The following is a 12,611-nucleotide window of genomic DNA, read 5'->3' as shown; positions in this document are numbered from 1 at the left end:
TTTTGGCCCAACCGACCTCGACCTTTCTCGAAGAACTGATGAATGCCGCGCGCGGCTGCTTCGCCCTGCTGGTGGGCAATCGGCAGGCATCCACCTGGTTCGATTTCAGCCAACGCGGCCTTATTGGCAGCCTGATTGCCGCAGTGATCGCCATTGGCCTGGCTGGTTTCGGCCCGGTGCTGATCGGCGTACCCCTGCCCAAGGGCGCCGCCACGCAATCCATCGTTATCAATGGCGTATTGTTCGTTGCCCAGGCCGGCACGGCCTTGCTCGCCCTGCGCCAGATGGGCCGGCAGGATGGCTTCGTGCCCTATCTGGTGGCGTCCAATTGGGTCACCCTGGTCTCGGCGGTGCTCTTGCTGCTGTCCACTCTGCTGGGCCCGCTGGGCGTTGCCATCCTGGCTCTGGTGGTCATTCTGGCGCTGGCGACCTTCATCAATATCGGCCGCTTCATCGTCACCCTGACGCCGATGCAGATCGGTATCCTGTTTGTTTCGCAGGCTGTCGGCGTGTTCCTGGCCCTGGCTGTCGTAGCGATCATCTTCGTGCCGCCCCCGGCCGCCTAGTAATCCACCCGCGTCAGGTAGAGCCCGTCCGATGGCGCCATGGCCCCGCAGCGCTTGCGGTCCCGCGCATCCAGCGCCGCCCGGAAATCGCGCGGTTGCCACTTGCCCTCGCCCACAAGTTTCAGCGAACCGACCATGGACCGCACCTGATGGTGCAGAAAGCTCCGCGCGCTCGCCGTGATCACGATATGCTCCATCTCCCGCCGCACTGCTAAGGCATCCAACGTGCGCAGCGGCGATTTGGCCTGGCATTCCGCCGAACGGAACGTGGTGAAATCATGCGTCCCCAGGATCATTCCTGCGGCATAATCCATCGCGTCGGCATCGAGCGGCATGGGCACGTGCCAGACATGGTTACGCTCGATCACGGGCGGCGCCCGGCGGTTGAGAATGCGGTATTCATAATGCCGCGCCTTGGCCGAAAACCGCGCCTCGAAATCATCCCCCACCGCCTCGGCTTCAATGATCGCCACCGGATCGGGCCGCAAATGATAGTTCAGCGCCTCGCGAATGCGGAACGGGTCCCATGCCTTGCCGAGGTCAAAATGCACCACCTGGCCCAGCCCATGCACCCCCGCATCGGTCCGCCCCGCCGCCTGCGTGGTGACGGCCTCGCCGGAAAACCGCTCAATCGCCTCTTCCAGCGCCTGCTGCACACTTGGCCGACTCGTCTGCCGCTGCCAGCCCGAGAAGGGCGTGCCGTCATATTCCACTGTGAGCTTGTAGCGCGGCATGGCTACTGGACAGTCCCCGGCATAGCCCCAACCCCACGCAAAAACGTCGCCGCATCCATGGCGGACTTGCCCTCGCGTTGCACCTGCACCAGCCGCACCGCCCCACTGCCACAGGCAATGGTCAAATCCCCCAGCACTGCGCCCGGCGCGCCGGACCCCTCCACCAGGCTCGACCGCAACACCTTGACCCGCACCCGCTTGCCGCCCAGCTCTACCTCGAACCACGCCCCCGGAAACGGCGACAGCCCGCGAATATGGTTATGCACTGCCTCGGCAGGCAGCGACCAGTCGATCCGGCTCTCGGCCTTCTCGATCTTTTTGGCATAAGTCACGCCATCTTCCGGCTGCGGCTTGAAATCGAGGCTCCCCCGCTCCAGCGCCGCCAGCGCCCGGCCCATCAGGTCCGCACCCACCCGCATCATCTGGTCGTGCAATTCGCCCGAAGTCATATCCGGCCCGATGGGAATGACCTCGCCCACAGCCACCGCGCCGGTATCGAGCCCCTCATCCATTTGCATCACCATGACGCCGGTCTGGCTATCGCCTGCCATCACCGCCCGCTGGATCGGCGCTGCGCCCCGCCAGCGCGGCAGGAGCGAACCATGCAGGTTCAAACACCCCATGCGTGGTGCCTCAAGGATCGCCTTGGGCAACAGCAGCCCATAGGCCACGACAATTCCAACATCGGCATCATGCAGCGCAAACACGCCCTGCTCATCCAGCCCCTTGAGCGAGCGGGGCGTAAACACCGGAATGCCAAATCCCTCGGCCGCCACATGCACTGCCGATTTGCGCTCTTCCTGCCCGCGCCCCGCCGGCTTGGGTGCCCGCGTATAGACGGCAACCACCTCATGCCCCGACGAAACGATCTCGGTCAGCGTGGGCACGGAAAATTCAGGCGTACCCATGAATACAACGCGCATATGAGGCTCCTTCTTCCCCTCGCCCCTTGTGGGAGAGGGACGATATTTCTGCGTTCAGCAGAAATATCAGGGTGAGGATTTGCTGCCGCAAACGCAGCGCATTGGAGAGATCGCCGACCCCTCATCCGTCTCGCTACGCGAGTCTCCTTCTCCCGCAAGGGGGAAGGAGAAGGCAAAATCAGCCAGCCGCTCGCTTGGCCGCCTTGTCAAATTTCTTGATCACCCGGTCGCGCTTCAGCCGGCTGAGATAATCGATGTAAAGCACGCCATCGAGGTGATCGAGCTCGTGCTGGATGCAGACGGCCAGCTTGCCATCGGCGTCCTTGGTGACGTCCTTGCCATCCAGATCGGTATATTTGACCGTAACCGTGCTCGGCCGTTCCACCTCGTAGAACAGCTCGGGAATGGACAGGCACCCTTCCTCGGTCACCTGCATTTCCTCGCCGAACTTGGTGATTTCGGGATTAATCAGCACCATCGGCGCCGGCTCTTCCCCTTCGCCCGCCAGATCCATCACCACTATGCGCTTCATCACCCCGATCTGGGGCGCGGCCAGCCCGATGCCGGGCGCGTCATACATGGTTTCCAGCATGTCCTTGGCCAGCGTCTTGATCTCGTCATCGACCTCGATAATGGGGTCGGCAACGGCGCGCAGGCGCGCATCGGGAATGACAAGGATCGGGCGGATAGCCATGGGTGAAACGTCCAGCGAAACAGGAATTGCCTTCGATATGGTATTTTCCGCCCCTGGGTCAACTCTGGGGACCGGCTGCGTCTAGAACATTTCGCGAACGAACGAATCGGCTTAAAAGATTTGGATGGATACTCTGCTTTTCACCATCGGTGAGGTGCCTGTCACGGTCGCGCAGGCCGCCATCGGCGCTGGCGCGGTGCTGGCGCTGCTGATTGTCGGCCTGTTACTGGCCGCCATGCGCGCCAGCACCCGGCGGGCCGAAGCAGCCGGCCAATTGGCGGCCGAACAATTGCGCACCAGTTTTCTCGAACAGCTCGCCGACCGCGACGCGCGCATCCAGGCGCTTGATCATCAGGTGCGTGTCGAGCGCGAGCGGGGTGTCGACCAGCTCGACAGGGAGCGCGAGAAAACCGCCGACCTCCTGACCGAAGTTTCGGCCCTCCGCGCCCGCATGGCCGAACAGACCAAGCAGGCTGAGGCCAATTTGGCGCGTTTCCTCGATGCCCGCCAGCAGATGACCGACGAGTTCAAATCCATCGCCGGAGACGTGCTCAAGAGCCATAGCGAGACCTTTACCAGGCAGAACCGCGAGCAGGTTGATGTGCTGCTCAAGCCGCTCAACGAGAAGATCGTCGAGTTCCAGAACAATATGATCAAGGATCGCTCCGCCATGGGCGAGCAGATCCGCGCGCTCTACGAAAGCAACATCCAGATCACTACCGAGGCGAACAACCTCACTCGCGCCCTCAAGGGTAATTCACAGTCGCAGGGCGCCTGGGGCGAGATGATCCTCTCCACCATCCTCGAACGCTCGGGCCTGCGCGAGGGCGAGCAATTCGTCACCCAGCAGAGCCATACCGGCGAGGACGGTTCGCGCGTGCGCACCGATGTTGAGGTGCTGATGCCCAATAATGACCGGTTGGTCATCGATTCCAAGGTCTCGCTCACCGCCTTCGAGGCCTATACCTCAAGCGAGGACGACACCCGCCAACAGCATTTGCAGGCCCATATCGCCTCCATCCGCGGCCATATCCGCACGCTGGGCGACAAGACCTATCAGCGGCACGCCGGCAGCAAGATGGACTTCGTGATGATGTTCGTGCCCATCGAATCGGCCCTCGCAGCCGCGTTGCAAAAGGAACCGGGCCTGGTCGAAGAGGGCATGAGGTGTGGTGTCATGCTGACGACGCCGACCACGCTGATGACCGTGCTGCGCACCGTGCGCAATGTCTGGGATATCGAAAAGCGCCACCAGAATGCCGAGGAAATCGCCTCGCGCGCCGGTTCGCTCTACGACAAGGTCGTGGGGTTCCTTGCCACCATGGACAAGATGGGCACCCATATCGACCGCGCCCAGCAAAGCTTTGCCGATGCCAAGGGGCAATTGTCTGGCAAGGGCAGCGTTGTGCGCCAGGTCGAAATGCTGCGCGAACTGGGCGCGAAATCCAGTAAGCAACTCCCCGCCGGCTGGGATGGCGGCGCTGAAGATGTGCGGGTCCTGCGGCTGGTGGGCGAGGAGCCCGGCGACCTCTCCTGAGCCGATCGAACCTCTCGCCACTTCCCGCGTTGTACAGCCACGCAGCTGATCAACATGGGAGACGACAATGGCTCAGCATCATGACCATCACGGCACCATGGTGCCGCAGGAAACCAATTTCGATAACGCCGACCAGCCGGGCATTGCCCAGCCCTATAGCCAGAGTGAAATCGAGGATTTGCTTTATGGCGACGATCGCCCCGCCATGGAGCGCCTGGCCCGCTTGCGCGAAATGCGCGACGAGGCCGCCATTCGCGAGAGCGGTGATTGGGGCGATCAGGACCCGGCGGCCATGCTGGACGAACTCGATCGCGCCATCGACGAATTGAGCGCGACCATCGCCAATGCCGACGACACCAGCGACTATGCCGACCTGGATGCCCCGCTCGATCGCGACGACCGGCTCGACATGCTCTCACCTGATGACGAAGATGCCCGCCATGCGATCGAAGGTGATGATGAGGAGGGATTCTTCGAGGACGACGATGTCGGCCCTGTAGAGGAGAACCCCTGGGATGGCAGCGACGAATTCCATCCGGAAAAGGATCTGCACTGACCGCTGCGGCGGCCTGTAACAATTGCGCGATGGTCATGCCCGTAACCATCGCGCGGCTCTATCCTGCCTCGGCAAACAGGAGGAGGATAGCATGACCGATCGCGACCCCGCCGAGCAGCCCCAGATCACCCAGGAAATGATCGCGCTGTTCGATGACTATACCCATCTCTCCCTCGACCGCCGCAAGTTCATGGACAATCTGGCCAAGCTGGCCGGCTCTATGGCCGCCGCTACTGCCGCCGCCGGCCTCATGGCGTCCAATGCCCAGGCGCAGGGCCTCACCGCCGAAACCGACGATCGTCTCACCATTTCCGACATCACCTATGCCGGCGCCGATGGCGAGATGAAGGGCTATCTGGCCCGCCCCAAGGAGGGCGGTCCCTTCGGCGCCGTCATCGTCATCCACGAAAACCGCGGTCTTAACCCCCACATCAAGGATGTGACGCGCCGTGTGGCTCTGGAAGGGTTCATCGCGCTGGCCCCCGACTATCTGTCCGATCAGGGCGGCACGCCGGCCAATGAGGACGACGCCCGCGCCCTTTTCGGCAATCTCGATCCCGCAGCGGTCGCCGCCGATGGTGTCGCCACTATTGCCTATCTCAAGACCCTGGACGGCGCGAATGGCAAGGTGGGCGCCATGGGCTTCTGCTGGGGCGGCGGCACCGTCAATGCGCTCGCCGTCGCCTCGCCCGATCTCGCCGCCGGCGTCGCCTATTATGGCGGCCAGCCGGCTGCGGCCGATGTGCCCAAGATCAAGGCGCGGTTGCTCCTGCATTATGCCGGGCTCGACGACCGCATCAATGCAGGCATCCCGGCCTATGAGGAAGCCCTCAAGGCCGCGGGCACCGACTACGAACTCTTCGTCTATGACGGCGTCAACCACGCCTTCAACAACGAAACCAGCGCCGCCCGCTACGACAAAGCCGCCGCCGACCTGGCCTGGTCGCGGACGATTGGGCTGTTCAAGGAGGCTTTGGCCTAAAAGGGGTGCAGCCTCCAACTCACCCCACCCACTGCACCAGCACCTCCCCCTTGATGGGGAAGGCCGGGAGGGGGTGACGGGAGCCACAATATTGGGCTCAGCCTCTCGAAGCGGCGATGGTCGAGCCGGCCCTTTGCTCTAGATCTCAGTCCGCGCCCGGAGCGCCTGGCTCAACGTGCCTTCATCGAGATAATCGAGCTCCCCGCCCACCGGCACGCCATGGGCGAGGCGCGTTACCTTGGCGCCCGATCCAGCCAGCCTATCGGTAATGTAATGGGCCGTGGTCTGCCCCTCGACTGTGGCATTGACGGCCAATACGATCTCGCGGAATTCATGCGCCCGCCCCAGCAGCGCCTCGATCGAGATGTCCTCCGGACCCACCCCGTCGAGCGGCGACAATACCCCGCCCAGCACGTGATATTTGACCGCGCCCACGCCCGCGCGCTCCAGCGCCCAGAGGTCGGCCACATCCTCCACCACGATCAGCATGCCACTGTCATTGCGGCGCGGATCGGCGCAGATCGAGCAGGGGCTCATCGTATCGATATTGCCGCAAACCTCGCAGCTACGCACCGCTTCCACCGCCCGGTCGAGCGCGGCCGAAAGCGGGATCATCAGCTGCTCTTTCTTCTTGACCAGCTGCAACACCGCCCGCCGCGCCGACCGCGGCCCCAGCCCCGGCAACCGCGCCAGCAACTGGATCAATTGTTCAATCTCAGGTCCGCCGGAGGCCATTTTTTTTTTGTCACCACTGAGCGTACTTCCCTCGCCCCTTGTGGGAGAGGGACAGAAATTCTGCGTTCAGCAGAATTTCAGGGTGAGAGGTACTGCGCCCACCCATGCTTGAATGCTTGTGGACGCAACCCCTCATCCGGCGCTGCGCGCCACCTTCTCCCGCAAAGGGAGAAGGAAAACCTAAAACGGAAACTTCATCCCCGGCGGAATCGGCAGCCCTGCCGTCACCTCGGACATCTTCTTCTGCATTTCCGCTTCGCTCTTGGCCTTGGCGTCGTTATGCGCCGCCACGATCAGGTCCTCGAGCACCTCGACATCGTCCTCCTTGAACAGGCTCGGATCGATCTTGAGGCCCTTGAGCTCACCCTTGCCCGATAGCGAGACCACGACCAGCCCGCCGCCCGAGCGGCCTTCGACGACGAGCTCGGCAAGCTCGGCCTGCATGGCCTCCATCTTGCCTTTCATCTCGCTGGCGGCCTTCATCATGCCCATGATGTCTTTCATTCGTCGTCCTCTTCAGGTGGGGGCGGGGGCAGGTCGGGCGTCGCCGCAAGCGCGTCTTCGCGCAGCTTGACATTAACCACCTTGGCCCCGGGAAATGTTTCGAGAATTGCCTGCACCAGCGGATCGTCATGGGCCGCGGCATGCGCCGCCTCCACCCGCTTGGCCTGTTCCTGCTTGATGGTCAGCCCTTCGGGCGGCTTGCTCGAAACGGTGATCAGCCAGCGCTCGCCGGTCCAGGCCTGCAGCCGCGCCGAAAGCGTCGCGATGATGCCGGGATCGGCCCCATCGGCCAGCGCCACCTCGATCCGTCCCTGCTCGAACGAAATCGGCCGCATCGAGCCTTCCAGCGCCATGCGCACGATAATGTCGCGCTTGGCGCCGGCCAGGGCTATGAGGTCCTTGTAGCTGCCGACATTCGCCAGCGCCGGCTGCACCAATGGCTGGGGGGCCACCTGCGGCTGCAGCATTGCCTGCGGCTGGGTCTGTGGTGCGATGGCTTCCGTGCGCACCAATTGCGGCGCCTCGACCCGCAGTGCCGATGGCCCGCCACCCGAGGGGCCGCGCGGCATCATCCCATTGCCTTGCGGCAGGGCAGGGGCTGGCGCCGGCTGGTTGCTGAGCTTGGCGATCAGGTCGTCGGGGCTCGGCAGGTCGGCAGCATAAGCCAGCCGGATCAGCGCCATTTCGGCGGCCTGCAGGCCATTATTGGCCCGCGCCACCTCGTCATGTCCCTTGAACAGGATCTGCCAGGCTCGCGTCAGCGCGCGCATCGAAAGCTTGCCGGCAAATTCGGCGCCGCGCACTCGCTCGTCCGGTGTCAGCGACACATCGTCGGCGGCCGCCGGTACCACCTTGATGCGGGTGACCAGATGGGTGAAGTCGCAGAGGTCGGCAATCAGCGTTTGCGGATCAGCGCCCATGTCGTAAAGCGCGCGCATCGTATCGATCGCCTCGCCGATACGCCCGCCCAGCAATTGCTCGAACAGATCGATAATGCGCGCCCGGTCGCCCAGCCCCAGCATGGCCTTGACCGTGGCCGCGCTCACCGTCCCGTTGCCATGAGCAATCGCCTGGTCGAGCAAAGAGAGGTTATCGCGCGCCGAGCCTTCGCCCGCCCGCACGATCATCGCCAGCGCCTCGGGCTCAAAGCTGATGCCCTCCTGCGCCAGGATGGATTCCAGGTACCCCGTCATGATCTCGGGCGTGATCCGCCTGAGATCGAACCGCTGGCAGCGGCTCAAAATCGTCACCGGCACCTTGCGGATTTCGGTAGTGGCGAAGATGAACTTCACATAGGGCGGCGGCTCTTCCAGCGTCTTCAGCAGCCCGTTAAAGGCGGCTGTGGAGAGCATATGCACCTCGTCGATCACATAGACCTTGTAGGGTGCCGAGGCCGGCGCATATTTCACCGAGTCGATGATTTCGCGGATATCGTTGATGCCGGTATTGCTGGCCGCGTCCATCTCGATGACGTCGACATGCCGCCCCTCGATAATGGCGCGGCAATGCTCGCCTTCGACGCTTAGATCGAGCGTGGGATGGGGGCCGCTGGCATCTTCATAATTGAACGCCCGCGCCAGGATGCGCGCCGTCGTGGTCTTGCCCACGCCGCGCACGCCGGTCAGGATAAAGGCATGGTGGATGCGGTTTTGCGCAAAGGCATTGCCCAGCGTCTGCACCATGGCGTCCTGGCCGACCAGGGTGGTGAAGTCGCGCGGGCGATATTTGCGGGCGAGCACGAGATAGGGCGATGTCGGAGCGTCAGCCATCCAGCCCTTCCATGCGCTGCGTCGTGAGGAATCTGCCTTGGGTCATCCACCCATCATAGGCATGGAGCGTTTCCAGCAAAAGTGGCTAGCGGCCCGGCTTTTTGGAAACGCCACAAGAAACGAAGTAGGAGGCTGGCAACGACCCGTGAAGGTCTCGTTGGGGCTGCTTCCTTCCGGACCTGACCCGGTTGGCGAGGAACACGTCCGCGCCAACCTCCCAGAGCGCTATATGCGAATAAAATGGGGCCTTGGCAAGGCCTCACCCATTCTGTTGATAAGCCCGTGGCGGATGCACCAGCGTCACCAGCACCACCGAGATCAGCATCAGCAGATACCACGAGCCCAGCTTGCTCCGGCTTACCAGCGACCAGCCATCGGCCTGGTCGGGGTAGATCCAGGCCCGTGACCAGGTGCCGATATTCTCCCCGATCCAGATGAACAGCGCGACCAGCAGGAACGCCAGTAGCATGGGCATGCGATGGCGGAAGCGGAATACCCGGTAATGCATGGAACTGCGGAAATAGAGCAGGCCCACCAGGGCGAACAGCACCCAGCGGAAATCGAAGATGAAGTGGTGCGAAAAGAAGTTGATATAGATGGCCAGCGCCAGCAACACAGTCGCCCAGACGGGCGGGTAGTAGGAAAACCGGATATCAAAAATCCGTTGGATGCGCGCCATATAGGAGCCGACACAGGCATACATGAAGCCCGAAAATAGCGGCACTCCGCCGATCCGGAACAGCGCCTCCTCGGGATAGATCCACGATCCTGCCGCCGTCTTGAACAATTCCATGCCGGTTCCCACCACATGGAAAATCAGGATTACCTTGGCCTCGCTCAGCGTTTCGAGCCGGAAGGCCAGCATGCCGATCTGGATCAACAGCGCCACGAGGAACCAGGCGTCATAGCGCGCCAGCCCGATATCGGGCCACCACAGCCGCGTGACCAGGATCATCCCCAGCATCAGCCCGCCAAACAGGCACGCCCAGGCCTGTTTCAGCCCGAACACCAGGAATTCCACCGCCCCATCGGCCAGAGGCCCACGCGGTAGCCGCGCCAGCACGCCATGGGCCGCCGCATCGATCCGCGCTTCCAGACTCGTAAATCGCGCCAAGCCTTCCGCCCCTCGCTACCTAGCAAGGGCCAGTCTATGCCTCATCAAAGCGCGCGCAATTGTGGCGCGGGCCTATTGCCTGGGGTCGTAGCCTTTCGGCGTCACCGCCAGCGGCGGCGTGAAGCTCCTGGCAATCTGCGCCCAGTCGACGAATTTGAAATTGGTCGAAGCCACTTCGCCATCGAGCCCGTTGAGGTCCCCGGCATAGCCATCCTGGGTGACGAAAAGTCCATTCTCGAAACCCGGCAGCCCCACCGACAGCACATCGGCGCCGTCGCTTTCCTGCACCGCATCCATGTCGCCTGATGCCGCCACGCGGAACGAACCGAGCAGTTCGAGCGTGTCGCCGATAGCGAAGGCGGCAAAGCTGTCGTCATAGGGCGCGTCGGCCACGCCCCCTTCGCCATGGGCGCCGCCCTGGCTCGAGGCCAGCAAATATTTGACCCCATCGGCCCCGTAATAGATGGTCAGCCCTTCGACATCGCGCGAAATAACGCTGTCGGGATTGTTGAACGCGCTCTTGGACGAGCCGCGTGTGGCATAGACCAGTTCCGGCTCGCCCCCACTCACCGGCACTTGCCAGATGCCCACATCTTCCTGGCCCGCATAGATGATGCCGGTGGTCCGGTCGATCACTGTGCCTTCAAATTGCGGGCTGAAATCGAGCAGCGCATCGTCCTCGTTTTCGTTGAACAGGTCCTGCCCGTTCTGCGTCGCTGGGGCGCGGAAATCGTGGTCCAGTTCGGCATGCACGCCATCGGCGGTTGCCACCAGCTTGAACACGCCCACGGTCGGCTGATGCCGCTGCGTACCCACCACCCATACCGTGCCGCTGGCCTTGTCGTTCCAGGCCGCCAGGCCATAGACGGTGTTCTGGTCATCCACCGGGTTGTCCTCGGTCTCGGCTTGGTCGGGCAGATAGCGCGTGGGGAAGGCGCGCAGCGCTGCCGGGTCGGTGATTTCGCTCAGCGGCTCGGTCGCATCGGCATCGATACGATAGATGCGGATGATATCGAGCCCGCGATCGGCCCCCACAATGATATCGGCATCGCTGCCATCGGCCAGCTTGAAGCCATAGACCACATCGACATTGTTGATGCGCCCATCCTCGGCCGGCAACACGGTCTGCCTGAGCGCGCCGTCAAGGCCATAGACGCGGATACCGCCATTCTTGACGGCGGTGACCACAAAGCTGCGCGAGGGATCTTTGGGGTGCACATAGATCGCCGGATCATCCGCATCGGCATCGGCATCCGCCTCGGTCAATACCGGCGTCTGCAGCACCGGCGTTACCTCGGCCACGCTCCAGTCCTGCGCCATTGCGGGCGTCAGCGTCAGCAGCAAAATCGAGCACAGCAATGCGGTCAGCGTCTTCATGTCGGTCTCCCTGGCGCCACCGCGCCGTTCGGCCTGCAGTGATGCTCCGGCAATATTGCGCGCCGATGACAAGTCCGTGCGCGGCCAGCTTGCGCTTTACCCATTTGCCCGAGCGGGGTAATCCGGTCGCAATCGAATCGGACGTCACCTGCCGGAGCCCTTATGGCCAAACGCCGCCCCACACCCCTGCGCACCTCCGGACAGGACGTCGCCGCCTCGAGACGCGCCCCGCAGACGCCGCAAACCCAGTCGCCGGCGTTTCGGCTCGCCTTTGCCGACGACGATTTCCTCACCGCCGAGGAAACCCGCGGCATCCGCTTCCAGCTCGAATATCAAAAGACCGAGCAGCGCCTGCACGAGCACGGCGTCAATTCGACCGTCGTTCTGTTTGGCGGCGCGCGCATTCCCGAGCCGGGCAAGCCCGCCTGGGCCGCCAAGAACGAAACGCAGAAGAAAAACCTCGAACTGGCCTCGCGCTATTACGACGAGGCGCGCCGTCTCGCCCAATTGGCGTCCATGGCGTCCAAAAATCTCGATGGCAAGGAATTCGTCGTCGTCACCGGCGGTGGTCCCGGCGTCATGGAAGCGGGCAATCGCGGCGCGGCCGATCTCGGGGCTCAGACCATCGGGCTCAATATCGTCCTGCCGCACGAACAGGCCCCCAATATCTTCGTCACGCCTGAGCTCAGCTTCAATTTCCATTATTTCGCCACGCGCAAAATCCACTTCCTGCTGCGCGCCAAGGTGGTCGCCATCTTCCCCGGCGGCTTCGGCACGCTGGATGAGTTTTTCGAAACCCTCACCCTGATCCAGACTGGCCGCATGGAACGCATTCCCCTGCTGCTGTTCGGTGCCGAATTCTGGAGCAAGGTCATCAATTTCGAAGCCCTGGCCGAAGCCGGCACCATTGCTCCCACCGATCCCGAACTCTTCACAGTGGTCGATACGGCCCAGCAGGGCTGGGACGTGGTGCGGGCCTTTTATGACCTGCCGGATCTGGGACCGGCGCCGGGCTGGAAATAGATCGGCGCTCGCATTCCAGCCCTGCCCACCCGGCCATTGCCACCCCCGCAACGGCAATGTCACACTCCTCCGCTAGGGCATACGTATACATCAAAGC

The 12,611-nt window shown here is 63.0% G+C and carries 13 protein-coding genes and 1 other RNA gene; 5 read left to right on the top strand and 9 right to left on the bottom strand.

Annotated features, from left to right (window positions below; translation table 11 throughout):
• Window positions 1–2: 2 nt before the first annotated feature.
• Window positions 3–566, top strand: a complete 564-nt coding sequence (locus QQL79_RS14990; protein WP_284392213.1) for a hypothetical protein — start codon at window positions 3–5, stop codon at window positions 564–566.
• On the opposite strand, the gene truA is transcribed toward QQL79_RS14990, so the two are convergent.
• The 3 genes from truA to def all read right to left on the bottom strand — a co-directional run bounded on the left by truA (window position 563) and on the right by def (window position 2,917).
• Window positions 563–1,300, bottom strand: a complete 738-nt coding sequence (gene truA, locus QQL79_RS14985) for a tRNA pseudouridine(38-40) synthase TruA (protein ID WP_284392211.1) — start codon at window positions 1,298–1,300, stop codon at window positions 563–565. The two genes, QQL79_RS14990 and truA, sit on opposite strands and share 4 nt — an antisense overlap.
• 2 nt (window positions 1,301–1,302) lie before the next feature.
• Complete coding sequence (gene fmt / locus QQL79_RS14980) at window positions 1,303–2,223, bottom strand: methionyl-tRNA formyltransferase (protein WP_284392209.1); 921 nt, start codon at window positions 2,221–2,223, stop codon at window positions 1,303–1,305.
• 178 nt (window positions 2,224–2,401) lie between these two features.
• A complete protein-coding gene (gene def, locus QQL79_RS14975; protein WP_284392207.1) occupies window positions 2,402–2,917 on the bottom strand; it encodes a peptide deformylase in 516 nt (171 codons plus the stop codon).
• Between the two features lie 124 nt (window positions 2,918–3,041).
• Here def and QQL79_RS14970 point away from each other — a divergent pair, with 124 nt between their 5' ends.
• The 3 genes from QQL79_RS14970 to QQL79_RS14960 all read left to right on the top strand — a co-directional run bounded on the left by QQL79_RS14970 (window position 3,042) and on the right by QQL79_RS14960 (window position 5,992).
• Window positions 3,042–4,454: a DNA recombination protein RmuC gene (locus QQL79_RS14970; protein ID WP_284392205.1), complete on the top strand. Its 1,413-nt coding sequence runs from the start codon at window positions 3,042–3,044 to the stop codon at window positions 4,452–4,454.
• A gap of 67 nt (window positions 4,455–4,521) precedes the next feature.
• Window positions 4,522–5,010, top strand: a complete 489-nt coding sequence (locus QQL79_RS14965; protein ID WP_284392203.1) for a hypothetical protein — start codon at window positions 4,522–4,524, stop codon at window positions 5,008–5,010.
• A 91-nt stretch (window positions 5,011–5,101) separates the two neighbouring features.
• The gene (locus tag QQL79_RS14960; protein ID WP_284392201.1) at window positions 5,102–5,992 is read left to right on the top strand and encodes a dienelactone hydrolase family protein; all 891 of its coding nucleotides are present in this window, start codon (window positions 5,102–5,104) and stop codon (window positions 5,990–5,992) included.
• 138 nt (window positions 5,993–6,130) lie between these two features.
• Here the strand turns inward: QQL79_RS14960 and recR are convergent, their stop codons facing one another.
• From recR to QQL79_RS14930, 6 genes are all read right to left on the bottom strand, one after another.
• The gene (gene recR, locus QQL79_RS14955; protein ID WP_284392199.1) at window positions 6,131–6,727 is read right to left on the bottom strand and encodes a recombination mediator RecR; all 597 of its coding nucleotides are present in this window, start codon (window positions 6,725–6,727) and stop codon (window positions 6,131–6,133) included.
• 180 nt (window positions 6,728–6,907) lie between these two features.
• Entirely contained in the window at window positions 6,908–7,231 is a 324-nt protein-coding gene (locus QQL79_RS14950; RefSeq protein ID WP_284392196.1) for a YbaB/EbfC family nucleoid-associated protein, read from the bottom strand.
• A complete protein-coding gene (locus QQL79_RS14945) occupies window positions 7,228–9,000 on the bottom strand; it encodes a DNA polymerase III subunit gamma/tau (RefSeq protein WP_284392194.1) in 1,773 nt (590 codons plus the stop codon). The genes QQL79_RS14950 and QQL79_RS14945 overlap by 4 nt, the downstream gene beginning before the upstream one ends.
• A 122-nt stretch (window positions 9,001–9,122) precedes the next feature.
• Window positions 9,123–9,220, bottom strand: an RNA gene (gene ffs / locus QQL79_RS14940) — signal recognition particle sRNA small type.
• A gap of 39 nt (window positions 9,221–9,259) precedes the next feature.
• On the bottom strand, window positions 9,260–10,114 hold the full coding sequence (locus QQL79_RS14935) for a DUF817 domain-containing protein (RefSeq protein ID WP_284392193.1): 855 nt from the start codon (window positions 10,112–10,114) through the stop codon (window positions 9,260–9,262).
• Window positions 10,115–10,186: 72 nt separating this feature from the next.
• Window positions 10,187–11,491, bottom strand: coding sequence for a phytase (locus tag QQL79_RS14930; protein WP_284392191.1), 1,305 nt, complete (start codon window positions 11,489–11,491; stop codon window positions 10,187–10,189).
• 162 nt (window positions 11,492–11,653) lie between these two features.
• Here QQL79_RS14930 and QQL79_RS14925 point away from each other — a divergent pair, with 162 nt between their 5' ends.
• On the top strand, window positions 11,654–12,514 hold the full coding sequence (locus QQL79_RS14925) for an LOG family protein (RefSeq protein ID WP_284392189.1): 861 nt from the start codon (window positions 11,654–11,656) through the stop codon (window positions 12,512–12,514).
• Window positions 12,515–12,611 lie beyond the last annotated feature (97 nt).

Source organism: Devosia yakushimensis (assembly GCF_030159855.1).
GTDB classification, from domain to species: domain Bacteria; phylum Pseudomonadota; class Alphaproteobacteria; order Rhizobiales; family Devosiaceae; genus Devosia; species Devosia yakushimensis.
This window is presented reverse-complemented; position numbering and strand designations above follow the sequence as displayed.

Bases quoted from the DNA above. Each gene is read 5' to 3' on its own strand.
- truA (WP_284392211.1), bottom strand. From the start codon at position 1,300: ATGCCGCGCTACAAGCTCACAGTGGAATATGACGGCACGCCCTTCTCG.
- fmt (WP_284392209.1), bottom strand. From the start codon at position 2,223: ATGCGCGTTGTATTCATGGGTACGCCTGAATTTTCCGTGCCCACGCTG.
- def (WP_284392207.1), bottom strand. From the start codon at position 2,917: ATGGCTATCCGCCCGATCCTTGTCATTCCCGATGCGCGCCTGCGCGCC.
- QQL79_RS14970 (WP_284392205.1), top strand. From the start codon at position 3,042: ATGGATACTCTGCTTTTCACCATCGGTGAGGTGCCTGTCACGGTCGCG.
- QQL79_RS14965 (WP_284392203.1), top strand. From the start codon at position 4,522: ATGGCTCAGCATCATGACCATCACGGCACCATGGTGCCGCAGGAAACC.
- QQL79_RS14960 (WP_284392201.1), top strand. From the start codon at position 5,102: ATGACCGATCGCGACCCCGCCGAGCAGCCCCAGATCACCCAGGAAATG.
- recR (WP_284392199.1), bottom strand. From the start codon at position 6,727: ATGGCCTCCGGCGGACCTGAGATTGAACAATTGATCCAGTTGCTGGCG.
- QQL79_RS14950 (WP_284392196.1), bottom strand. From the start codon at position 7,231: ATGAAAGACATCATGGGCATGATGAAGGCCGCCAGCGAGATGAAAGGC.
- QQL79_RS14945 (WP_284392194.1), bottom strand. From the start codon at position 9,000: ATGGCTGACGCTCCGACATCGCCCTATCTCGTGCTCGCCCGCAAATAT.
- QQL79_RS14930 (WP_284392191.1), bottom strand. From the start codon at position 11,491: ATGAAGACGCTGACCGCATTGCTGTGCTCGATTTTGCTGCTGACGCTG.
- QQL79_RS14925 (WP_284392189.1), top strand. From the start codon at position 11,654: ATGGCCAAACGCCGCCCCACACCCCTGCGCACCTCCGGACAGGACGTC.